Source organism: Ornithinimicrobium kibberense (assembly GCF_006519705.1).
GTDB lineage: Bacteria > Actinomycetota > Actinomycetes > Actinomycetales > Dermatophilaceae > Ornithinicoccus > Ornithinicoccus kibberensis.
Genome location: NZ_VFXM01000002.1, coordinates 260,295 through 281,060, shown reverse-complemented (window position 1 = coordinate 281,060; position 20,766 = coordinate 260,295). Strand labels below are relative to the sequence as shown.

Annotated in this window: 21 protein-coding genes; 7 read left to right on the top strand and 14 right to left on the bottom strand. The window is 74.9% G+C overall.

Annotated features, from left to right (window positions below; all coding sequences use genetic code 11):
- Positions 1–27 precede the first annotated feature (27 nt).
- Positions 28–999, top strand: coding sequence for a type I pantothenate kinase (gene coaA, locus FJR00_RS02790; RefSeq protein WP_141337355.1), 972 nt, complete (start codon positions 28–30; stop codon positions 997–999).
- Between the two features lie 16 nt (positions 1,000–1,015).
- On the opposite strand, the gene FJR00_RS02785 is transcribed toward coaA, so the two are convergent.
- The 7 genes from FJR00_RS02785 to FJR00_RS02755 form a co-directional block, all read right to left on the bottom strand.
- Positions 1,016–1,822, bottom strand: coding sequence for a DUF1206 domain-containing protein (locus FJR00_RS02785; RefSeq protein WP_238330264.1), 807 nt, complete (start codon positions 1,820–1,822; stop codon positions 1,016–1,018).
- A 27-nt stretch (positions 1,823–1,849) separates the two neighbouring features.
- Positions 1,850–2,755, bottom strand: a complete 906-nt coding sequence (locus FJR00_RS15655; protein ID WP_181409464.1) for an aggregation-promoting factor C-terminal-like domain-containing protein — start codon at positions 2,753–2,755, stop codon at positions 1,850–1,852.
- Positions 2,756–2,934: 179 nt separating this feature from the next.
- Complete coding sequence (locus tag FJR00_RS02775) at positions 2,935–4,308, bottom strand: PhoH family protein (RefSeq protein WP_141337354.1); 1,374 nt, start codon at positions 4,306–4,308, stop codon at positions 2,935–2,937.
- A gap of 259 nt (positions 4,309–4,567) precedes the next feature.
- Positions 4,568–5,374: an amino acid ABC transporter ATP-binding protein gene (locus FJR00_RS02770; protein ID WP_141337353.1), complete on the bottom strand. Its 807-nt coding sequence runs from the start codon at positions 5,372–5,374 to the stop codon at positions 4,568–4,570.
- Entirely contained in the window at positions 5,374–6,168 is a 795-nt protein-coding gene (locus tag FJR00_RS02765; RefSeq protein ID WP_237770039.1) for an amino acid ABC transporter permease, read from the bottom strand. Before FJR00_RS02765 ends, FJR00_RS02770 begins: the two co-directional genes overlap by 1 nt.
- Positions 6,169–6,200: 32 nt before the next feature.
- Positions 6,201–7,028 carry a transporter substrate-binding domain-containing protein gene (locus FJR00_RS02760; RefSeq protein ID WP_141337352.1) on the bottom strand — a complete coding sequence of 276 codons (828 nt, stop codon included), beginning with the start codon at positions 7,026–7,028 and terminating at the stop codon, positions 6,201–6,203.
- Positions 7,029–7,082: 54 nt separating this feature from the next.
- Positions 7,083–7,847, bottom strand: coding sequence for an isoprenyl transferase (locus FJR00_RS02755; protein ID WP_075957458.1), 765 nt, complete (start codon positions 7,845–7,847; stop codon positions 7,083–7,085).
- 89 nt (positions 7,848–7,936) lie between these two features.
- Here FJR00_RS02755 and trhA point away from each other — a divergent pair, with 89 nt between their 5' ends.
- The gene (trhA, locus tag FJR00_RS02750) at positions 7,937–8,689 is read left to right on the top strand and encodes a PAQR family membrane homeostasis protein TrhA (RefSeq protein WP_141337351.1); all 753 of its coding nucleotides are present in this window, start codon (positions 7,937–7,939) and stop codon (positions 8,687–8,689) included.
- A gap of 5 nt (positions 8,690–8,694) precedes the next feature.
- On the opposite strand, the gene FJR00_RS02745 is transcribed toward trhA, so the two are convergent.
- Together FJR00_RS02745 and mca are read right to left on the bottom strand one after the other, a co-directional pair.
- Positions 8,695–8,892, bottom strand: a complete 198-nt coding sequence (locus FJR00_RS02745) for a hypothetical protein (RefSeq protein ID WP_141337350.1) — start codon at positions 8,890–8,892, stop codon at positions 8,695–8,697.
- Positions 8,889–9,950 (bottom strand): mycothiol conjugate amidase Mca, encoded by a 1,062-nt coding sequence (mca, locus tag FJR00_RS02740; protein ID WP_238330263.1) that lies wholly within the window; start codon positions 9,948–9,950, stop codon positions 8,889–8,891. The genes FJR00_RS02745 and mca overlap by 4 nt, the downstream gene beginning before the upstream one ends.
- A 131-nt stretch (positions 9,951–10,081) precedes the next feature.
- Here mca and FJR00_RS02735 point away from each other — a divergent pair, with 131 nt between their 5' ends.
- Entirely contained in the window at positions 10,082–10,546 is a 465-nt protein-coding gene (locus FJR00_RS02735; protein WP_181409463.1) for a DUF4307 domain-containing protein, read from the top strand.
- Between the two features lie 12 nt (positions 10,547–10,558).
- Here the strand turns inward: FJR00_RS02735 and greA are convergent, their stop codons facing one another.
- From greA to FJR00_RS16190, 4 genes are all read right to left on the bottom strand, one after another.
- Positions 10,559–11,053, bottom strand: coding sequence for a transcription elongation factor GreA (gene greA, locus FJR00_RS02730; RefSeq protein WP_075957460.1), 495 nt, complete (start codon positions 11,051–11,053; stop codon positions 10,559–10,561).
- Between the two features lie 140 nt (positions 11,054–11,193).
- Complete coding sequence (gene ilvA / locus FJR00_RS02725) at positions 11,194–12,423, bottom strand: threonine ammonia-lyase (protein ID WP_181409462.1); 1,230 nt, start codon at positions 12,421–12,423, stop codon at positions 11,194–11,196.
- Between the two features lie 4 nt (positions 12,424–12,427).
- Complete coding sequence (locus FJR00_RS02720; RefSeq protein WP_141337348.1) at positions 12,428–13,828, bottom strand: glutamate mutase L; 1,401 nt, start codon at positions 13,826–13,828, stop codon at positions 12,428–12,430.
- Positions 13,825–14,157 carry a hypothetical protein gene (locus FJR00_RS16190; RefSeq protein WP_075957461.1) on the bottom strand — a complete coding sequence of 111 codons (333 nt, stop codon included), beginning with the start codon at positions 14,155–14,157 and terminating at the stop codon, positions 13,825–13,827. Before FJR00_RS16190 ends, FJR00_RS02720 begins: the two co-directional genes overlap by 4 nt.
- 56 nt (positions 14,158–14,213) lie before the next feature.
- Between FJR00_RS16190 and msrA the strand changes: the two genes are divergently transcribed.
- Complete coding sequence (gene msrA, locus FJR00_RS02710) at positions 14,214–14,885, top strand: peptide-methionine (S)-S-oxide reductase MsrA (RefSeq protein WP_075957462.1); 672 nt, start codon at positions 14,214–14,216, stop codon at positions 14,883–14,885.
- Between the two features lie 25 nt (positions 14,886–14,910).
- Here the strand turns inward: msrA and FJR00_RS02705 are convergent, their stop codons facing one another.
- On the bottom strand, positions 14,911–15,816 hold the full coding sequence (locus FJR00_RS02705) for a hypothetical protein (protein ID WP_141337347.1): 906 nt from the start codon (positions 15,814–15,816) through the stop codon (positions 14,911–14,913).
- Between the two features lie 160 nt (positions 15,817–15,976).
- Between FJR00_RS02705 and FJR00_RS02700 the strand changes: the two genes are divergently transcribed.
- The 3 genes from FJR00_RS02700 to FJR00_RS02690 are packed head-to-tail and all read left to right on the top strand — an operon-like array spanning position 15,977 to position 20,749.
- Positions 15,977–16,999 (top strand): 3-oxoacyl-ACP synthase III, encoded by a 1,023-nt coding sequence (locus tag FJR00_RS02700; RefSeq protein ID WP_181409461.1) that lies wholly within the window; start codon positions 15,977–15,979, stop codon positions 16,997–16,999.
- Between the two features lie 37 nt (positions 17,000–17,036).
- A complete protein-coding gene (locus FJR00_RS02695; protein WP_141337345.1) occupies positions 17,037–19,763 on the top strand; it encodes an alpha/beta fold hydrolase in 2,727 nt (908 codons plus the stop codon).
- Entirely contained in the window at positions 19,763–20,749 is a 987-nt protein-coding gene (locus tag FJR00_RS02690; RefSeq protein ID WP_075957465.1) for an NAD-dependent epimerase/dehydratase family protein, read from the top strand. The genes FJR00_RS02695 and FJR00_RS02690 overlap by 1 nt, the downstream gene beginning before the upstream one ends.
- Positions 20,750–20,766: the final 17 nt, after the last annotated feature.

The window sequence follows — 20,766 nt, the reverse complement described above, 5'->3', positions numbered from 1 at the left end:
CGGGCCACGCCGAGGCCGGGTGCGAAAATGCCGCCCATGGCCTCATCGCCCTCCGGCCCGCCCATCCCCTCCCCCTACGTCGAGCTCGACCGCGACGACTGGGCACGGCTGCGGGACCAGCACCCGATGCACCTCGACGCGGCCGACATCGAGCGGCTCCGGGGGCTGGGCGACCGGCTGGACATGGCCGAGGTCGAGCAGGTCTACCTGCCCATCAGCCGGCTGCTGTCGTTCTACGAGCGCGCCACCGCCCGGCTGCACCAGGTGACCACCGACTTCCTCGACGAGCGGGCGGCCCGCACCCCGTTCCTCATCGGGGTGGCCGGCTCGGTCGCCGTCGGCAAGTCGACGACGGCACGCATCCTGGCCGAGCTGATCCGCCGGTGGGACACCCGCCCCTCGGTCGAGCTGGTCACCACCGACGGCTTCCTGCACGCCAACGCGGTGCTGGAGCGGCGCGGTCTCATGGGCCGCAAGGGGTTCCCCGAGTCCTACGACCGGCGGGCGCTGCTGCGCTTCGTCAGCGAGGTCAAGGCCGGGCGCGCGGAGGTGCGGGCACCGGTGTACAGCCACCTGGTCTACGACATCGTGCCGGACGAGCAGATCGTCGTGCGCCGGCCCGACGTCCTCGTCGTCGAGGGGCTCAACGTCCTGCAGCCGCCGCGCGCGCACCCCAACGGCCGCGGTCCCGGGCTGGCCGTCAGCGACTTCTTCGACTTCTCGGTCTACGTCGACGCCCACGTGGGGGACATCAAGCGGTGGTACGTCGAGCGGTTCCTGTCGTTGCGCCGGACGGCCTTCGCCGATCCCGAGTCCCACTTCCACCGGTACGCCTCGCTCAGCGACGAGGCCGCCGTGGACGTCGCGGTCGACATCTGGGACTCGATCAACGCGCCGAACCTCATGGAGAACATCCTGCCGACCCGCAGCCGGGCCACGCTCGTGCTGCTCAAGGGCCCCGAGCACACGGTGGACCGGGTGCGGCTGCGCCGGCTCTGACGTCGACGCCGGCCGCCTACAGGTCCGCGTAGCGGGCCCGGACGATGCTGTAGACCCCGTAGAGCGCCAGGCCGACGGCCACGGCGAGCAGGAGGGCGGTGCCCAGCGGCTGGGCCGCCAGCATCTTCAGGGCCCCGTCGAGCCCGGAGGACTCCTCGGGGTCCGCCTCGACCGCCGCCAGGCCGAAGAGCCCGCCCACGACGGTGAGCGCCACCCCCTTGGCGGCATACCCGACCGTGCCGGTGAGCTCCACCCCCCTGCCCAGGCCCTCGGACCGGGCGCCGCGCAGGTCCTCGAGGAACCGGCGGCTCAGCCCCTTGTAGACGTGGTAGACCCCGGCTCCGACCACCGCGAGCCCGACCAGCCCGACGAGGACGCGTCCGAACGGCGCATGGAGCAGGGCCGCGGTGAGGTCGGCGCTCGCCTCCCCGCCGCCGGTACCGGCCCCGGTGGCGAACGGGAGGGTGGTCACGCCCAGCGCCCCGTAGAGGAGCGCCCGTCCCACCGCGCGGGCCCGGTCGACGGGCTCGCCTCCGCCCAGCAGGCCGTCCAGCACCTGCCAGAGCGCCAGGGCCAGGAAGCCCACGACGCAGGCCCACAGGAGCACCGGTCCGGCGGGCGCCGACCGCAGCGCGGTCAACGCCCCGTCCTGGTCCGCCTCCCCGCCGCCGCCGAGCGCCACCCGCCCGGCGATCCAGCCGATCATCAGGTGGATCAGCCCGCTGGCGACGAAGCCGGCGCGGGCGAGCCGACGCAGCCAGGGGTGGTCGGCCAGCCGGCGGGCCGTGCGTCCCGCGGTCGCGGGCGCCGAGGCGAGGTTCACCCCGTCACGATGGCACGGTCGGGCGGCTCAGTACCAGTTGACGGCCTGGGAGTGGGCCCAGGCGTTGCAGGGCGAGCCGTAGCGCTCGGAGATGTAGCCCAGGCCCCAGGCGATCTGGGTCGCCGGGTTGGTCTGCCAGTCGGTCCCGGCGGAGGCCATCTTGCTGCCGGGCAACGACTGGGGGATGCCGTAGGCGCCGGAGGAGGGGTTCATCGCGGTGTGGTTCCAGCCCGACTCCTTCATCCACAGCGAGTCCAGGCAGCCGAACTGGTCCTCGCCCCACCCGTAGCCGGACAGCATGGACCGGGCGATGGAGCGGGCGTCGCCGCTGCTCACCGGCTGGGGGGACGGCTGCGGGGCCGGCTGCTGCGTCGGCTGCGGCGCGGGCTCCCGGGTGGGCTCCGGCGCCGGCTGGCGGGCGGCGGACCGGGAGGCGGCCTGCGACTCCGTGCGGGCCGCGGCCTCGGCGGCCGCCTGCTCCTCCGCGGCCTGCTCGGCGGCCGCGGCCCCCTGCGCGGCCCGCTCGGCGGCGGCGGCCTCCTCGGCGGCCTTCCGCTCGGCGGCGCGCTCCTGGGCCTTGCGGTCGGAGATGCGCTCGGCGGCGGTGCGGGCGGCCTCGACGCCCTCACCGGTCAGCCCGGAGGACAGGCCCAGGGCGGCCGACCCCTTCTCGAGCCGGTCGGCGGCGGCGAGGGCCCCGAGGTCCTGGCCGGCGTCGGCCGACAGGCCGGACACGGTGCCGCCGACGGACGGCTCGGACTCGCCCACGGCGGTCGCCGTGGAGGAGGCCGGGACGGTCGCGGTGGTCGCGTAGGCGGCCAGGGCGAGCGAGCCCGCGGCGATGCCGGCGGTGACGGCCGCGGCCGGGCCGCAAAGGCGGCGGGGACGGTGGGTGCCGTGGGCACGCCGGGAGGGCAGGGAGGAGCTCTTCACAGGGGGGACCTTTCGCAGACCGGTACGCCGCCGCCGGAAGGGACGCAGGGGCGCGTTCGACACGGGACCGGATGGGACTGGCGGCGTTACCAAATCGTGATCTGACCGTTCTACGGTGCCCGCCGAGGCGCCGCCACGTCAAACTGACGGCCCCTGCCGTGACGAAGGTCACACCGTGGTCAGCCCAGGTGGTGCCCCTCCAGCATCTCGGTGACCAGGGCCGCGATCGGCGAGCGCTCGCTGCGCGAGAGCGTGACGTGGGCGAACAGCGGGTGGCCCTTGAGCGCCTCGATGACCGCGGCCACGCCGTCGTGCCGACCGACCCGCAGGTTGTCCCGCTGCGCCACGTCGTGGGTGAGCACCACCCGGGAGCCCTGGCCGATCCGGGACAGCACGGTGAGCAGCACGTTGCGCTCCAGGCTCTGGGCCTCGTCGACGATGACGAACGCGTCGTGCAGCGACCGTCCCCGGATGTGGGTCAGCGGCAGCACCTCGAGCATGTCCCGGGCCAGCACCTCCTCGACGACCTCGGCGGAGACCACGGCCCCCAGGGTGTCGAACACCGCCTGGGCCCAGGGGCCCATCTTGTCGTTCTCGCTGCCGGGCAGGTAGCCCAGCTCCTGGCCGCCCACGGCGTACAGCGGGCGGAAGACCACGACCCGGCGGTGCTGGCGGCGCTCCATGACCGCCTCGAGCCCGGCGCACAGGGCGAGGGCCGACTTGCCGGTGCCGGCCCGGCCGCCGAGGCTGACGATCCCCACGTCGGGGTCCAGCAGCAGGTCGAGGGCGATCCGCTGCTCGGCGCTGCGGCCGTGCAGCCCGAAGGCGTCCCGGTCGCCGCGCACGAGCCGGACGGCGTGATCGGCGCCGACCCGGCCGAGGGCGCTGCCCGAGGGGCCCAGCACGGTCAGCCCGGTGTGCACGGGCAGCTCGGCCGCCTCCGGGGTCTCCAGCCGGGCGTGCTCGTAGAGCTCCTGCATCTGCGCGTCGTCGACCTCGAGCTCGGCCATGCCCGACCACCCGCTGTCGACCGCGAGCTCGGCGCGGTACTCCTGGGCGTCCAGCCCGACCGCCGAGGCCTTCACCCGCATGGGCAGGTCCTTGGAGACCACCGTCACGTCGTGCCCCTCGGCGGCGAGGTTGGCCGCCACCGCCAGGATCCGGCTGTCGTTGTCCCCCAGCCGGAACCCGTGCGGCAGCGCGGCGGTGTCGCTGTGGTTCAGCTCCACGTGCAAGGACCCCCCGGCCTGCCCGACCGGGACCGGCTCGCTGAGGGTCCCGTGGGTGACCCGCAGGTCGTCCAGGGTGCGCAGCGCCTGCCGGGCGAAGTAGCCCAGCTCGGGGTGCTGACGCTTGGCCTCCAGCTCGGTGATCACCACGACCGGCAGCACCACGGCGTGCTCGGCGAAGCGCAGCAGCGCCCCGGGGTCGGACAGCAGGACCGAGGTGTCCAGGACGTAGGTCTTGCGCCCGGTGCCGGGCAGGTCGTCCGCGGGCGCCGGCACGGGGACGGTCGTGCGCGTCGGGACGGAGGTGCGGGTCGGAATGGTCATGGCGGGCTCCCTGCGGACGCGCACCGGCTGCCACGCGTCCCGTCGGTGGTCGGACCGGGACCGGGCCCTCCGCCGACGGTGGGCCGGTGCCGGCCCTCCGCCGCGAGCCTGAGCTCCATGGATGGGCCTCCCGTGAGGTGGGACGGGTGCCCCTCCTCCACCTCCGACGGTATGCGGTGTGACGGGGGCCACGTCGAACGCAGGGCGGCGTGTCGACGAGGAGCGGATGAACGGCAGGTGGCCGACCGGCGCCGGCGGCTCAGAGCACCTTGGACAGGAAGGACCGGGTGCGTTCGTGCTGCGGCGCGGCCAGCACCTCGGCGGGGTCGCCCTCCTCGACGATGACGCCGCCGTCCATGAAGACGAGCTTGTCGCCCACCTCCCGGGCGAAGCCCATCTCGTGGGTGACGACCATCATCGTCATCCCCTCCGCCGCCAGCGTCTTCATGACCTCGAGGACGTCGCCGACGAGCTCGGGGTCGAGCGCGGAGGTCGGCTCGTCGAAGAGCATCATGTCCGGCTCCATGGACAGGGCCCGGGCGATGGCCACCCGCTGCTGCTGACCGCCGGAGAGGTGGGCCGGGTAGGCGTCCTCGCGGTCGGCCAGCCCGACCTTGGCCAGGTTGGCGCGGGCGATCCGGTCGGCCTCCGCCCGGTCGCGCTTGAGCGAGCGCTGCTGGGCGATGGTCAGGTTCCGCAGGACCGTCATGTGGGGGAAGAGGTTGAACTGCTGGAAGACCATGCCGATCCGGGCACGGACCGCGTCGAGGTTCGTCTCGGGGTCGGTGATGTCGATCCCCTCGACGAGGATCTGCCCCGAGGAGGGCTCCTCCAGGCGGTTCACGCAGCGCAGCAGCGTGGACTTGCCCGACCCGGAGGGACCGATGACGCACACGACCTGGCCGTGGTCGACGTGGAAGTCGATGCCCTTGAGCACCTCGACGTCCCCGAACGACTTGTGCAGGTCGCGCACCGCGATCGCGGGCGCGTCGGGGTCGGGACGGCGCACGGAGTCGCCGGGGCCGTCGTCGCCGGGGACGTGGGAGAGCTCGTGGATGTCGGCCATCAGCGGGACCTGTTCTGTCGGGTCTCCATCCACGCCACCAGCCGGGTGAGCGGGAGGGTGATGGCCAGGTAGAGGAGGGCGGCGAGGGTGAGGCTGGTGGCGGTGCCCGCCGTGGGCCCGCTCGTCATCAGGTCCCGGCCCAGGGTCGTCAGCTCGCGCTGGCTGGCGGCCAGCCCGATGACGAACAGCAGCGCCGTGTCCTTGATGAGCAGGACGAACTCGTTGGTCAGCGGCGGGACCACGATCCGCAGCGCCTGCGGCATGACGATCGAGGTCATGGTCCATCCCGAGGACATGCCCAGGGACCGGGCCGCCTCCGCCTGACCCTTCGGCACGGCCTGGATGCCCGCCCGCAGGGTCTCGGCGATGTAGGCGCTGGCCACGAAGACCAGGCCGAGCAGGCCGGCGCCGACCGGACCCCCGGGAGGGGTCCAGCCGGTGGCGATCGGGACGCCGAAGGCCATCCCGAGGATGACGATGAGGGAGGGCACGCCCCGGAAGAACTCCACCCACACCGTGGCCAGCCAACGGTAGGGCAGCACCGGCGAGAGCTTCATCAGCGCCAGCCCGAAGGCCAGCACCAGGCCGCCTCCGAACGCCACGACGGTGTAGCCCAGGGTGTTGCGCACCCCGGTGAGGATGAGCGCGGTGAGGTTGTCGCCGAGGCCGTCCAGGCTGAAGAAGTTGGCCTGCAGCCGTCCCCAGTCCAGGACGAGGGCCACGACGACCGCGGCCGCCAGGAGCACGGCATACATCGCCAGGTGGGTCAGGCGGCGCCTGGTGGTCCTCTTCACGGGAGGGACCCCCTTCTCGTGGTCGGGGTCGCTCAGCCCTCGCTGAAGTAGGTGTCGTAGATCTCGTCGTAGGTGCCCTCGTCGCGCAGCGTCTGCAACTGCTCGTCGACCGCCTCGACCAGGGCCGTGTTGCCCTTCTTCACGGCGAAGCCGTACTGCTCGTCGGTGGAGTACTCCTCGACGATGGTGAAGTCGCCCTCACGGGTGTGCTCGAGGTTCACCGGCAGGTCCTGCAGCAGGGCGTCCACCTGGCCGGCCTGCATGGCCTGCCACATCTCGGCGTCGCCGGGGAAGGTGGTGATGTCCGCCTCGGGGGCGTTCTCCTCGGTGTAGGCCTTGCCGGTCGTGCCCTGCTGGACGCCCACGGAACGGCCGGCCAGGTCCTCGATCGAGGCGATGTCGGAGTCCTCGGCGACCAGCAGCGACTGCTTGGAGTCGTAGTAGCCCTCGGTGAAGTCGAGGTTCTCCTTGCGGTCCTCGGTGATCGTCATCGCGCTGGCGACGAGGTCGCACTGGCCGGCGTTGAGCGCCAGGCCCGACTGCAGCGCGTCGAAGGAGGAGTCCTTGACCTCCAGCTCCAGCTCCAGGCCGTCGGCGATCGCCTGGACGAGATCCATGTCGAACCCGGTGTAGCCGGACTCGGTGCTCTCGTCGAAGTCCTCGAAGGGCGGGTAGGGCACGTCCGAGCACACCGTGAGCGTGCCGTCGGTGACCAGGTCGAGCTCCTCGCCGCCGCCGGCGGCAGCGGTGCCCTCCGCCCCGTCGTCCCCGGTCCCGCCGCCCTCGTCGGATCCGCACGCGGTCAGGGTCAGGGCGAGGCCGGCGGCCGCTGCGGCCGCGCTCAGGGATCGGAGGTTCATGCTGGCACTGTAGGGCACCCCCGGCACCCCGGACCACCACGCCACGCAGCGACCTCAGGTGCCGAAGCGCCGCTCACGCTCGGCGTAGACCCGCAGGGCCCGCAGGAAGTCCACCTTGCGGAAGTCCGGCCAGTAGGCCTCGCAGAAGTAGAACTCGCTGTGCGCGCTCTGCCAGAGCAGGAAACCTCCCAGGCGCTGCTCCCCCGAGGTGCGGATGACCAGGTCGGGGTCGGGCTGACCCTTGGTGTAGAGGTGCTCGGCGATGTCCTCCACGGTGACCCGGTCGGCCAGCTCGGCGAGCGTCATCCCCCGGTCGGCGGCGGAGCGCAGCAGGGAGCGGACGGCGTCGGCGATCTCCCGTCGTCCTCCGTAGCCGATCGCGACGTTGACGAGCAGACCCTCGACCGCGGACGTGCGCCCCGCGGCCTCGGTGAGGGCCCGCACGGTGCGGTCCGGCAGCAGGTCCAGCGCACCGACGAGGTGGATCCGCCAGCGGCCCGCGGCGGCCAGCTCGTCGACGACCCCCTCGATGATCTCCAGGAGGGGCGCCAGCTCCTCCTCCGGCCGGTTGAGGTTGTCGGTGGACAGCAGCCACAGGGTGACCACCTCCACCCCGGCCTCCTCGCACCAGCCGAGGAAGGGCGCGATGTTCTCCGCGCCGGCCCGGTGCCCCTCGGCCGACCCGGCCCCCCGCTCCCGGGCCCAGCGTCGGTTGCCGTCGAGCATGACGCCGATGTGCCGCGGCAGCCGCTGGGCCGGCAGCTGACGCCGCAGGGAGGAGGTGTAGGCCTTGTAGACCAGGTCCCGCGGCGTCTGCATGGGGCAAACCTACTCGGCGCCCCTGGGACGTCGCGGGGAGCCGAACCTACGTCTTCGTAACCTACGCCACCGTAGGTTAGCCTGGAGCCATGACACGCGATGCGAGCCCCGCCCGGCGCGCGGCGCACGACGTCGCCCGGCACGCGCAGGAGGCGGTGGACGCCGCCGAGCACCGGGTCGAGACCCTCGTCGGGCAGCTCAAGCCCCATCTGCGCGGGTGGCTGCACCTGGGCATGGTCCCCGTCAGCGTGGTGGCCGCCGTCGTCCTCGTCGTCCTGGCGCGGACCCCGGCCGAGCGGGCGGCCACGGCCGCCTTCGGCATCACGGCGGTGGCCCTGTTCGCGACCTCGGCCACCTACCACCGCGGCCGGTGGTCCGCCCGCACGGCCGCCGTGCTCAAGCGGCTGGACCACGCCAACATCTTCCTCATCATCGCCGGCACGCACACCCCCTTCGCGGTCATGCTGCTCCCGCCCGGGCAGGCCCGCACCCTGCTGCTCGTCGTGTGGAGCGGCGCGGTGGCCGGCGTGATCTTCCGGGTCTTCTGGACCGACGCCCCCCGGTGGCTCTACACGATGGTCTACGTGGCGATGGGCTGGGTGGCGGTGTTCTACCTGGTCCCGTTCTGGCGCACCGGCGGCCCGCTCATCGTCGGCCTCATCGCCGCCGGCGGGCTGCTCTACACCGCGGGGGCGGTGGTCTACGCGGCCCGGCGGCCCGACCCCTCCCCGCGGTGGTTCGGCTTCCACGAGGTCTTCCACGCGTTCACGGTGGCGGCCTTCTCCTCGCACTGGACGGCGGCGTTGCTGGCCGTCCTGGGCGTGCGCGCCGCGGCCGCCTGAGGACCTCAGGCGAGCGGGTCGCGCTCCTGGGCCTCCTCGGGGCGCTCCTGCCGCAGGGCGGCGACCCGCTCCTCCTCGCGCAGCCGCATGCGACGCAGCCGACGGGTCAGGTCCCGGCCCAGCAGCCAGATCGCGATCATCAGCCCGAAGAGGACGAGGAAGCCGCCCATCCCCGCGGTGATCTCCACCGACGTCGTGTTCATCCGGCGTGCCCCTCCTCGCTGCGCATGTCGTCCTGGCCGTCGCCGTCCGCGTCCTGCGGCTCGGTCGAGCGCGCGGCCACGTCCGGAGCGTCCTCGTCGACGGGCAGCGGGGGCTGCCCCTCGTAGGCGAGCACGAGCTCGCCGTCCGCGTCCCGCTCGGGGGCGCGACGGCATACCTCGTCCGGGTCCGCCAGCTCGCGGATGCCGGCGAACAGGTCGTCCTCGGGCAGGTCCACCGGCACGAGCGAGCGGGCCAGCTCGAACTCCTCGGTCGGCCAGACCCGCTGCTGGACCTCCAGGGGGACGGCGAACCAGTGCCCGTCCGGGTCCACCTGGGTGGCGTGGGCACGCAGGGCGTCGTCCCGCTGCGGGAAGTGCTCGGCGCACCGGATCCGGGTGGTCAGCACCCGCCGCGGCCGCCGCCGGAGGTTGGCCCGCCAGTCGGCGTAGGGCGGCTCGTGGCCGGCCTCCACCATCGCCTCGTCCAGCCGTTCCATCCGCTCCGGCGACCAGCCGTTGTAGTAGACCTTCAGGGGCTGCCACGGCTCGCCCGCGTGCGGGTATGCCGCGGGGTCCCCGGCGGCGCGGAACGCCGCCATCGTCACCACGTGGGTCTGGATGTGGTCGGGGTGGGGGTAGCCGCCGTTCTCGTCGTAGGTCGTCAGCACGTGCGGGCGGAACTCCCGGATGACGCGCACCAGCGCCTCGGTGGTCACGGTCAGGGGCTCCAGCGCGAAGCACCCCTCCGGCAGGGGCGGCAGCGGGTCGCCCTCCGGCAGGCCCGAGTCGGCGAAGCCGAGCCAGGTGTGGCTCACGCCCAGGACCTCGGCCGCCCTGGCCATCTCGCGCCGGCGCACCCCGGAGATGTCCCGCAGGATGTCGGCGTCGTCCTTGAGCTTGTCGTTGAGGATGTCGCCGCGCTCGCCCCCGGTGCACGACACCACGCGCACGTCCACCCCCTCGGACGCGTAGCGGGCCGACGTCGCCGCCCCCTTGGACGACTCGTCGTCGGGATGGGCGTGCACGGCCATCAGGCGCAGTCCCTGCGGCGTGGTCATCGGGCTCCTTCGGGGATGGTCGGGCCGGGCGGGGCCCGGCCGACGTCATGACGGACAATGGGGAGGCGCCCGGCGTCGGCCGGGCCGTCAGCCTCCATCTTCTCACCCGCGCACGGCAGGACCGACCCCACGTGACGAGCAGCTCCCCCGGCCCCGGCCGTCCCCGCCGCCTCCGCCTCGAGCCCTCCGAGGAGGAGCTGGACGGGCTGCCGCCCCGGTCGACGCCGGCGCAGCGTCGACGGTGGTGGCTGGTCGGCGGCCTGGCGGTGGCCGTCATGGTGGCGCTCGCCGTCTGGTTCGGCCTCTCCGCGACCGTCGGCCGCGTGCACTGGGTGACGACCGGTCACCAGGTGGTCTCCGACGCGCAGGTCGACGTGCGCTTCGACCTGCGCCGCGACCCCGGCCGGGCGGTGGTCTGCCAGCTCGAGGCGCAGGACGCCAGCCACGCGGTGGTGGGCCGGACCGAGGTGACGGTCGGCCCGTCGCCGGAGTCGCCCAGCCGGCACGTCGAGACGGTGCGGACGGCCTCGCCAGCCATCACCGGCTACGTCGAGCGCTGCTGGTACGCCGACGAGGCCCCTCCCGGTCGCGGCTGAGGCCGCTGGCCCTCAGGCCTGGTAGGGCTTGGCCTCGACGACCTTGACCTCGATCTGCTTGCCGTTGGGCGCGTCGTAGGTCACGGTGTCGCCGGGCTTGGCACCCATGAGGGCCGCACCCATCGGGGACTTCTCGCTGTAGACGTCGAGCTTCTCGTCCTCGTCGATGATCTCGCGGGAGCCGAGCAGGAAGGTCTCGGTGTCGCCGAACATCTCGACCGTGACGACCATCCCGGGCTCGACGATGCCGTCGTCGGCCGGCGCCGTGCCCACCACGGCGTTCTGGAGCAGGTGCTCGAGCTGGCGGATGCGGGCCTCCATCTTGCCCTGCTCCTCCTTGGCGGCGTGGTAGCCGCCGTTCTCCTTGAGGTCGCCCTCCTCGCGGGCCGCCTCGATCCGGCGGGCGATCTCGGTCCGACCCTCGTCCGTGAGCTGGGTCAGCTCGGCGCGCAGGCGGTCGTAGGCGTCCTGCGTCAGGTAGCTGGCGTCCTTGGCGGTCTCGGTCACGTCTGTTCCACTCCTCGTCTGGTGGGCCGCGCCCCCTGGGAGCGACCCAAACACAAGGTCCGGGCACGTTCTGCCCGGACCGTGGTCAACCTCCTACTGTAGTCGCCCGCGGCGGCCTGGTCGAGGCGACGACTTCCGCCTCAGCCCGGGTCGACGCTGTAGCCGCGGTCGAGCAGCGCCTGCCGCACCTGGGCGGAGTGTTCGTGCCCCCGGGTCTCGAGGGTCAGCGAGATGGCCACCTCGTCGATCTTCAGGTGGGGGTCGCGGCGGTGGTGCTGGACCTCGAGCACGTTGCAGGTCATCTCGGCGAGCATCGTGAGCACCCCGGCCAGGGCGCCCGGGCGGTCGGGCACGCGGACGCGCAGCTGCAGGTATCGGCCGGCGACCGTCAGTCCCTGCCGCAGGATGCGCAGCAGGAGGACCGGGTCGATGTTGCCGCCGGAGAGCAGGGCCACCACCGGCCCCTCGTAGCGCGCGGCCGCCTCCTGCCCCAGCTCCATCAGGTGGGCCGTCGCGGCGGCGCCGGCCGGCTCCACGACGAGCTTGGCCCGCTCGGCGAGGAGCAGCACCGCCCGGGCCAGGGCGCTCTCGCTGACGGTCTCCATGCCGTCGACCAGCTCCGAGACCAGCTGGAAGGGGACGTCGCCGGGCCGTCCGACGGCGATCCCGTCGGCCATCGTGGTCATCCGCTCGACCGGCACGGGGTGACCGGCCGACAGCGACCCCGGCCAGGCGGCGGCCTCCTCGGCCTGGACGCCGACGACGCGGACGTCGGGCCGCTGCGCCTTGACCGCCCGCGCGATGCCCGCCAGCAGGCCGCCGCCGCCGGTGCACACCAGCACCGTACGCACGTCGGGGACCTGCTCGAGGATCTCCAGCCCGCAGGTGCCCTGGCCGGCGACGATGTCGGGGTGGTCGAAGGGCGGGATGAACACGGCGCCGTGCTCCTGCTCGTGCGCGCGTGCCGCCTCGATGCAGTCGTCGATCGTGCTGCCCACCTGGTGGACGGTGGCCCCGTACCCCTTGGTGGCGGCCAGCTTGGGCATCGAGGCCCCGTGCGGCATGTAGACCGTCGCCTCGATCCCGAGCAGCCGGGCGGCCAGGGCGACCCCCTGGGCGTGGTTGCCCGCGCTGGCGGCCACCACGCCCCGGTCCTTCTCCGCGGCCGTCAGCCGCGCCATCCGGGTGTAGGCGCCCCGCATCTTGAACGAGCCCGCGCGCTGCAGGTTCTCGCACTTGAGGTGGACGGGGACCCCGGTCCGGTCGGTCAGCGCCTGGCTGAACTCCACCGGGGTCGGGGTCAGCACGTCGGCGAGGACCTCGCGGGCCGCGAGGATGTCCTCCAGGGTCACGTCGATGTGGTCCGGCACCCGGTCAGCCTAGCGACCCAGGGCCCGTCCCGTCCCGGTCCGGAGCCAGCTGCCCGGCGACGGCCCGGGCGAGGTCCGGCCGGGGGCCGGCGAGCAGACCAGCCGCGAAGAGCAGGTATGCGGTGTCCACCCGGGCCTGCGCCGCCGCCGGCGGGGTCCATCCGCCGCCGTGGTCGGACAGGACCGTCCGCAGCACCGCCCCGGCCTCGTCCGGCGCGGCGTGCCGCAGGACCCCGCCGGAGCCGAGCAGCAGACCCACCTCCTTCAGCGGCCGGGGAGCCTCGCCGGGCGCGCCGGGTCGGCCGTGGCGACGGGCCGCCACGAGCGCGGCCAGGGTGGCCAGCCGCAGGTCGAGGGTGCGGCCGTGGTCGTCGGCCGGCAGGACCCCGGGGTCGGCGTGCGCCCGCTCCGCCCAGGCGGCGAGGGCGGGGTCGTCGGCGCCGGGCAGGCCCTCGGTGGCGGCGGCCGCCAGCACCCCCGGTGCGCCCCACCGCATGCCGAGGTCGCCCTCCACGGTGCGCGCGTGCCAGAGCGGGGCCACGACCTGCTTGCGGAGGGAGGCGTCCTCCCCCTGGGGAGTGACGACCGAGTAGACGTCGGTGGTGGCTCCCCCCACGTCCACGACGAGGACGTCCTCGTCGCGGACGTCGGCCAGCACCTCCACGCCGGCCAGCACCGCGTCCGGGGTGGCGGCGCGGACGAGCCGGGCGAAGCGGGGGCCGCGGGAGAGGCCCTTGCCGCCGATGACGTGCCGGAGGAAGACCTCGCGGATCGCGCGCCGGGCCGGCCCGGGGTGGACCACGCCGATCCGGGGCAGCACGTTCTCGGTGGCGGTGACCCGCCGTCCGGTGGCGGCCAGCTCCGCCACCACCTCGTCCTGGGCCTCGACGTTGCCGGCGACCACGACCGGCGCCGGCAGGCGGGAGCGGGCCAGCCGCCGGGCGTTGTGGACCAGGACCTCGGCGTTGCCCCCGTCGGTCCCGCCGACGAGCAGCACGACGTCCGGCCGGTCGGCCCGCAGCGCGGCCGTCCCGGCGGAGGTGAGCGCCCCCGCCGCGACGTGCACCACCCGGGCACCGGCCGAGAGCCCGACCCGGTGACCCGCCTCTGCCGTCACCGACCGCTCGTAGCCGACCACGGCCAGCCGCAGCCCCCCGCCGGCGCTGGAGCAGACGAGGACACGGCCCTCCTCGGCCGCCTGCCGGGAGAGCGGGTCGGGGACGGGTGCCCGGGCGACCTCCGTCAGTGCGTGGTGCGCCGCGGCCACCCCGTCCAGCACGTCCCGCCCGGGACCGGCCGTCGTCGGCGCGGACGTGCGCCCCACCAGGACGCCGTCGTCGTCGACCAGCGCGGCCTTGGTGAACGTCGACCCGACGTCGACGAGGAGGGTGGTGCCGCCCCTCACAGGAGCGCGGTCAGCAGGGTGACGAGCAGCCAGACGGCCCCGACTCCGCCGAGGAGGCCGCCCCACAGCACCGTCCGACGGGCTGACAGCTCGGCCGTCCGCCGCTCCTGGGTCCCGAACCCCTCCGGCCCGCCCACGTCGGTGGACCCGGGCGGCCCGCCGAAGCCCGCCCTGACCTCCCGGGTCCGGGCCAGGGCCGCGCGCCCCCGCACGAGCAGCAGCACGCCGACGACCAGGAGGAGGAGCGGGACGGCGACGCGCAGCAGCCAGTCGCCGGTGGACCACGCCTCGGTCGCCAGGAGGGGCAGGGGTGCGGGCACGAGCGGCATGGGAGGCAAGGTGCCACACCGGGACCACCGACGCCACCCGTGGGACACTGAGGGGTATGCCGTTCTTCGACACGCTTCCCGGCCGTCCGCAGCCCCTGCCCGGCATCCCCGCGACGCACGAGGTCCTCGGGACCCCGCTGCAGGGACCCTGGCCCGAGGGCACCGAGGTCATCACCGTGGCCATGGGGTGCTTCTGGGGCGCCGAGCGCATCTTCTGGCAGCTGCCCGGGGTGGTGGCGACCGCCGCCGGCTACCAGGGCGGGACGACGCCCAACCCCACCTACGAGGAGGTGTGCTCCGGCCGCACCGGGCACGCCGAGGCCGTCCTCGTGGCCTACGACCCGTCGGTCACCGACCCGGAGCAGCTGCTCAAGGCGTTCTGGGAGAACCACGACCCCACGACGAGGAACCGCCAGGGCAACGACGTCGGGACGCAGTACCGGTCGGCGGTCTACTGGACCACGCCGCAGCAGGAGGCCGCCGCGAGGGCCACCGCCGAGGCCTTCGGCGAGGTCCTGGCCCGGGCCGGCCACGGCCCGGTCGTCACCGAGCTGCGCCCCGCCGAGGAGGCCGGGCCGTTCTACCCCGCCGAGGCCTACCACCAGCAGTACCTGCACAAGAACCCCGGGGGCTACTGCAACCACGGGCCCAACGGCTACACCTGCCCGGTGGGCCTGCTGCGGCAGGACGAGGTCCCCGCCCAGCAGGACGTCCTGCCGCCCCGCTGAGGCCCGGGGCGGGCCGGCCCTCCCGTCAGCCCCCGGACCCGGAGGGCACGGTCTGCACGTCCTCGGGCCGGGGCGCCTCGATGTCCATCGGCTCGCCCCAGCGGTCGATGGTCATCTCGGTGACGGCCCCGGCCGCCGTGTAGGCGATCCGACGCACGAGGTCGTCCTCGTCGACCCACAGGTCGTAGGTGATCTCGTCGCCGAGGGCGGCCGAGGCCTCCGCGGCGTCGCTGCCGGTCTGCCCGCTGGCGTCGAGCGCCGCCTCGACGTCCACCACGACCTCGTAGCGCCGCAGCTCCTCGCCGTCGACGTCCTCGGTGCCGGCGAGGACGACCTGGCCGGACCCCTCGCCCCAGTCCTCCCAGGTGGAGGAGACGTCGATGTCCTCCAGGCCGGCCCCGCTGTCCGCCAGCTCCTCCTGCGGGACCTGGAGGAACATGCCCTCGTCCGTGACCCCGGGCATCGAGATGTAGGTGGACCCGTCGACGACGATCATCCGGGTCGCCCCCAGGCCCGGCATCGTCAGGTCGGCGTCCACGGCGGGCTGACCGTCACCCAGGTCGACCTCGCCGACCATCTCCATCGTCTGGCCCCCCGTGGTGACGACCATGGCGAGCTCGTAGCTGGACATGACCTCCTCCCCGGGGGAGCGCAGCATCGCCAGGAAGTCCTCGACCGGGACCTCCTCGCCCTCGGCGGCCGTCGTGACCCCGCCGTCGTCGCCCGCGGACCCGTCGGAGCCGTCGGCGCCGGCCGTGGAGGCGGCCACGTCCTGGGTGGAGCCGGTGCCGGCGGCCCCGTCGACGGTGCCCGTCGTCGGGCCGCCTCCCCCGTCCGCGTCGTCCCCGCCGCCGCACGCGACGAGGGAGAAGGACAGGGCCCCGGCGGCGAGCAGGGCGACCCGTCGGGTCCCCGTGGTGGTGGTGCGCATGATGGTCCTACCTCCCTCGAGGGTCGGCGCCCGGGGCGCCGGCCGGATGACCCGACCATCGTGGCACAGGCACCCTGGAGGACCGCTGGTTCGGTCCCCAGGCCGGTGCTGTGCTCCAATGGCTTGCCCCCTGCCCTTCTCGCAGCAAGGTTCCCCAACGTTGAACGGCAACGCCCACTTCCGGCACCACGACACCGCCGTCCTGTCCGTCACGGCCGTCGACGCGCCGGTGGTCAAGACCTCGGCCGACTTCGACGCCGTCATCGGCGACTCCTACCGCCGCAACGGCCTGCGCCCGGGGATGCTCGCCGCGCTGGCCGGCATCGAGGAGCGTCGCTGGTGGGCCGAGGACCAGCACTTCGTCGACGGCGCGACCGAGGCCGGGCGGCTGGCCCTGGAGCAGGCCGACGTCTCCCCCGACCAGGTGGGCCTGCTCATCAACACCTCGGTGAGCCGCAGCCACCTGGAGCCCTCGATCGCGGTCAAGGTGCACGCCGACCTCGGCCTGCCGACCCACTGCCTCAACTTCGACCTGACCAACGCCTGCCTCGGCTTCGTCAACGGCATCCAGATGGCGGCGACGATGATCGACGCCGGTCAGATCGACTACGCGCTGATCGTGGACGGCGAGGGCTCCCGGGAGCCGCAGGAGCGGACGCTGGAGCGGCTCGCCGGCGACGGGACCACCGCCGAGGACATCCTGTCCCAGTTCGCCACCCTGACCCTGGGGTCGGGTGCCGCGGCCATGGTCCTGGGACGGGCGTCCCGGCACCCGGAGGGACACCGGGTGGTGGGCGGCGCCACCCGGGCCGCCACCGAGCACCACGACCTCTGCGTCGGCGACTTCACCGAGATGCGCACCGACACCCAGGGTCTGCTGGAGGGCGGGATGGGCCTGGCCACCGCCCTGTGGGAGGCCGCCCGCGGGGAGTTCGACTGGGACGAGATGGACCGCTACGTGGTGCACCAGGTGAGCAAGGTGCACACCGGGCGGACCGCGGAGGCGCTCGGGCTGGACCCGTCGAGGATCCCCCTCACCTTCCCCACCCTGGGCAACGTGGGCCCCGCCGCGGTGGCGATCACGCTGGCCAAGGAGGCCGAGTCGCTGCAGCGGGGCGACCGGGTGCTCATGATGGGCATCGGGTCGGGCCTGAACATGACCTGCCTCGAGCTCACCTGGTGACCGTGGGCGCGACGGTCCGGCCGTCGGGGGTGCTCCGGTGAGCGCCCGGACCGGTCCTGCCCTCCCGCAGCGCATCCACGGGCCGGCGGGACGTGCCGTTCAGGACCCGGCCGGGCCGGGCGCGCGGGAGTTCCCGGGGGTGGACCCCGCGTGGTCGCGCGTCGTCGTCGCCCCCGACGCCGAGGGCACCCCCCGGCGCTGGCACCTGCTGGACACCGGTGCCGGGGACGCCTCCGGGACCGACGGGGGCGTCCGCCCCACCCTCCTGTGCGTGCACGGCAACCCCACCTGGTCCTACCTGTGGCGGCGGGTGCTGGAGCAGGCGCCCGAGGGATGGCGGGTGGTCGCGGTGGACCAGCTCGGGATGGGCTGGTCGGAGCGTCCCGACCGTCCCCGCACCCTGCCGCAACGGATCGCGGACCTGTCGGCGCTGACCGAGACCCTCGGCCTCACCGGCCCGGTCGCGGTCGCGGTGCACGACTGGGGCGGCCCGGTGGGTCTGGGCTGGGCCCTGCGCCACCGCCACCAGCTGGCCGGCCTCGTGCTCACCAACACGGCCGTGCACCAGCCGACGACGTCCGCGCCGCCGGCCGTCATCCGGCTCGCCCGCTCGCCGGGGCTGCTGGCGCAGGTGTGCCGCCGGACCCCGCTGTTCGTGCGGGCCACCACCGCCCTGTCGGTCCCGCCGCTGCCGGCGGAGGTCCGGCGGGCCTTCGCCGCGCCCTACGCGACGCCCGGGCGCCGCGCGGCCGTCGCCGACTTCGTGGCCGACATCCCCTTCGAGCCCGACCACCCCAGCCGCCCCGCGCTCGACGCCGTCGCGGAGGACCTGCGCACCCTCGGCGTCGTGCCCGCGCTCATGGTGTGGGGCCCGCGGGACCCGGTGTTCGGCCAGCGCTACCTCGACGACCTGCTGACCCGGCTGCCGCACGCCGACGTGCAGCGGTGGACCGGCGCCTCCCACCTCGTCCTGGAGGACCGGCCCGCGAGCGTGCCCGTGATCTGGGACTGGCTGGCCGAGCGGGTGGGCACCGCAGCGGCGGACGGTGCCGGCCGTCCCTCCGGTCCCGGGGTCGACGTCCCCCGGGTGCCGGTCCGCGTCGACGTCTCCCGGCCCGGGGCGACCGCCGTGGCCGAGCTGGGCGGGACCGGACGGCAGGTGACCTTCGGGCAGCTGGCCGAGCGGGTGGAGGAGGTCGCGGCCGCGCTGGCGGACGGCGGGGTGCGGCCGGGCGACCGGGTCGCCGTGCTCGTGCCACCGGGGATCGACCTGACGACCGTGGTCTACGCGCTGTGGCGCGTCGGGGCGGTCGTCGTCGTGGCGGACGCCGGTCTCGGGCTGGGCCGCCTGGGCGCGGCCCTGCGCTCGGCCGGGCCCCGGCACGTGGTCGGGATCGGCCGGGCCCTGGCGCTCGCCCGCGCGACCCGCGTCCCCGGTCGCCGGTGGCGGGTCGAGCCGGGCGGGGAGGAGCTGGACCGGCTCGCCGCGCGGGGCCGTGAGGTGGGCCCGACGGTCCTGGCCGACCTCGGCGGGCCTCCCGGCGACGCCGACGGCGCGGTGCTCTTCACGTCCGGGGCCACCGGCCCTCCCAAGGGGGTCGTCTACACCCGGGACCAGCTGGGCGCCCAGGTCGCCCTGCTGCGGGACACCTTCGACCTCGCCCCGGGACAGGGGCTGGTCGCCGCCTTCGCCCCGTTCGCCCTCTACGGCCCCGCCCTGGGGCTGCGCAGCGCGGTCCCGGACATGGACGTGACCGCCCCGCACACCCTGACCGCCCCGGCACTGGCCGACGCGGTGGCCGCCGTCGGGGCCGACGCCGTCTTCGCCTCGCCCGCCGCGCTGCGCAACGTGGTGTCCACGGCGGACCGGCTCACGGCCGGGCAGCGCGCCGCCCTGGCCGGGCCACGGCTGGTGCTGTCGGCCGGTGCGCCGGTCCCCGTGGACCTGCTGCACCGGGTGCGCGAGCTGCTGCCCTCGGCCGCCACCCACACCCCCTACGGCATGACCGAGGTCCTGCCGGTCGCCACGCTCGACCCCACGGAGCTCGCGCCCGGTGCCGCGAGCGGCGCCGGGGTCTGCGTCGGGCGGCCCGTGCACGGGGTGGACGTCGCGGTGGCCCCGTTGGACGCCCACGGCGTCCCGGCCGACGAGCTCGCCACCACGCCCGGGACCGTCGGGGAGATCGTCGTGCGCGGCCCGCACGTCAAGGACCGGTACGACCGGCTGTGGGCGACCCAGCAGGCCACCGCGCTGCCGGCCGGCTGGCACCGCACCGGCGACGTGGGTCGGCTCGACGGCGACGGCCGGCTGTGGGTCGAGGGCCGGCTGGCCCACGTGGTCCTGACCGCCGACGGGCCGGTGCCCCCCTACCCGGTGGAGGACCGGCTGCGGGACGTGCCCGGGCTCGCGGACGTGGCCGTGGTCGGGGTGGGACCCGCCGGCGTCCAGCAGGTCGTGGTCGTCGTCGTGCCGGTCGGCCGCGGCGGGCGGCGCGCCCGGCTCACGGGCGCCCCCGGCGGCCCCGACCGGCTCGCCCCGCCCGAGGTCCGCGACGCCGTGCGGGACCGCGCCGGCGTCCCGGTGGCGGCCGTCCTCGTCCGCGACTGGCTGCCGGTGGACGTCCGGCACGCCAGCAAGGTCGACCGCACCGCCCTGGCCGCCTGGGCCGACGACGTGCTGCACTCCCCTGCGGGCCCCGCCGGACCGGCCGCCCTCGTGCGACGCGCCCTGCGGCCACGGGCCCCACGGACGAGGAGCCGCTGATGGGCTCCGGCCGGGTCCTGGTCACCGGCGCCAGCGGGATGCTGGGCCGGGCGGTCGCCGACCTCGCCGCCGTCCGCGGCTGGGACGTCACCGTCATGCAGCGCCGGACCGCCGGCGGGCCGCACCGGGAGGTGCTCGGGGACGTGCGCGACCGGGAGGCGGTCCGCCGCGCGGTCGCCGGGCAGGACGCGGTGGTCCACCTGGCGGCCAAGGTCGACGTGGTCGGACCGTGGATGGACTACGTCCGGACCAACGTGACCGGCACCCGGCACGTCGTGGAGGCGGCGCGGATGCACGGGACGGGTCGGCTGGTCCAGGTGTCCTCCCCGTCCGTGGCCCACACCGGCCGTTCCCTGGCCGGAGCGCCGGCCGGGGCCGCCAGCCCGATGCGGGCCCGGGGGCACTACGCCCGGACCAAGGCGGCCGCCGAGCTGTTCGCGCTGGCCGCGGACGGGCCGGACCTGGCGGTCGTGGCCGTGCGGCCGCACCTGGTCTGGGGACCGGGCGACACCCAGCTCGTCGGGCGCATCGCCGCACGGGCCCGGCAGGGGCGGCTCGCCCTCGTGGGCGCCGGCACCGCCCTGGTGGACACCACCTACGTGGACAACGCCGCCGAGGCGCTGGTGGCCGCGCTGGAGCACGCCGAGGAGGCGCACGGCCAGGCCCTCGTGGTGACCAACGGCGAACCGCGGCCGGTCGGCGAGCTCGTGGCCGGGATCTGCCGCGCGGTGGGGGCCCCGCCGCCGCGCCTGCACGTGCCCGTCCCGCTGGCCTGGGGGCTGGGGGCCGGGGTCGAGGGGGCGGTCGCGCTCTCCGAACGGCTTCCCCTGGTGCCGGCCATCACGCAGCCGCCGCTGACCCGGTTCCTCGTCGAGCAGCTCAGCACGGCGCACTGGTTCGACCAGCGCCGCACCCGGGAGCTGCTGCACTGGCGACCGTCCGTCGACGTCGACACCGGCCTGGCCCGGCTGGCCGCAGCCACCTGAGCGCTCCGCCTCGGCGC

What these genes read in the sequence shown, in the direction of transcription:
- coaA (WP_141337355.1), top strand. Translation starts at nt 28, where the DNA reads ATGCCGCCCATGGCCTCATCGCCCTCCGGCCCGCCCATCCCCTCCCCC.
- trhA (WP_141337351.1), top strand. Translation starts at nt 7,937, where the DNA reads ATGACACGCGATGCGAGCCCCGCCCGGCGCGCGGCGCACGACGTCGCC.
- mca (WP_238330263.1), bottom strand. Translation starts at nt 9,950, where the DNA reads ATGACCACGCCGCAGGGACTGCGCCTGATGGCCGTGCACGCCCATCCC.
- FJR00_RS02775 (WP_141337354.1), bottom strand. Translation starts at nt 4,308, where the DNA reads ATGACCATTCCGACCCGCACCTCCGTCCCGACGCGCACGACCGTCCCC.
- FJR00_RS02705 (WP_141337347.1), bottom strand. Translation starts at nt 15,816, where the DNA reads ATGCGCACCACCACCACGGGGACCCGACGGGTCGCCCTGCTCGCCGCC.
- FJR00_RS02690 (WP_075957465.1), top strand. Translation starts at nt 19,763, where the DNA reads ATGGGCTCCGGCCGGGTCCTGGTCACCGGCGCCAGCGGGATGCTGGGC.
- msrA (WP_075957462.1), top strand. Translation starts at nt 14,214, where the DNA reads ATGCCGTTCTTCGACACGCTTCCCGGCCGTCCGCAGCCCCTGCCCGGC.
- FJR00_RS16190 (WP_075957461.1), bottom strand. Translation starts at nt 14,157, where the DNA reads ATGCCGCTCGTGCCCGCACCCCTGCCCCTCCTGGCGACCGAGGCGTGG.
- FJR00_RS02745 (WP_141337350.1), bottom strand. Translation starts at nt 8,892, where the DNA reads ATGAACACGACGTCGGTGGAGATCACCGCGGGGATGGGCGGCTTCCTC.
- FJR00_RS02770 (WP_141337353.1), bottom strand. Translation starts at nt 5,374, where the DNA reads ATGGCCGACATCCACGAGCTCTCCCACGTCCCCGGCGACGACGGCCCC.
- FJR00_RS02760 (WP_141337352.1), bottom strand. Translation starts at nt 7,028, where the DNA reads ATGAACCTCCGATCCCTGAGCGCGGCCGCAGCGGCCGCCGGCCTCGCC.
- FJR00_RS02755 (WP_075957458.1), bottom strand. Translation starts at nt 7,847, where the DNA reads ATGCAGACGCCGCGGGACCTGGTCTACAAGGCCTACACCTCCTCCCTG.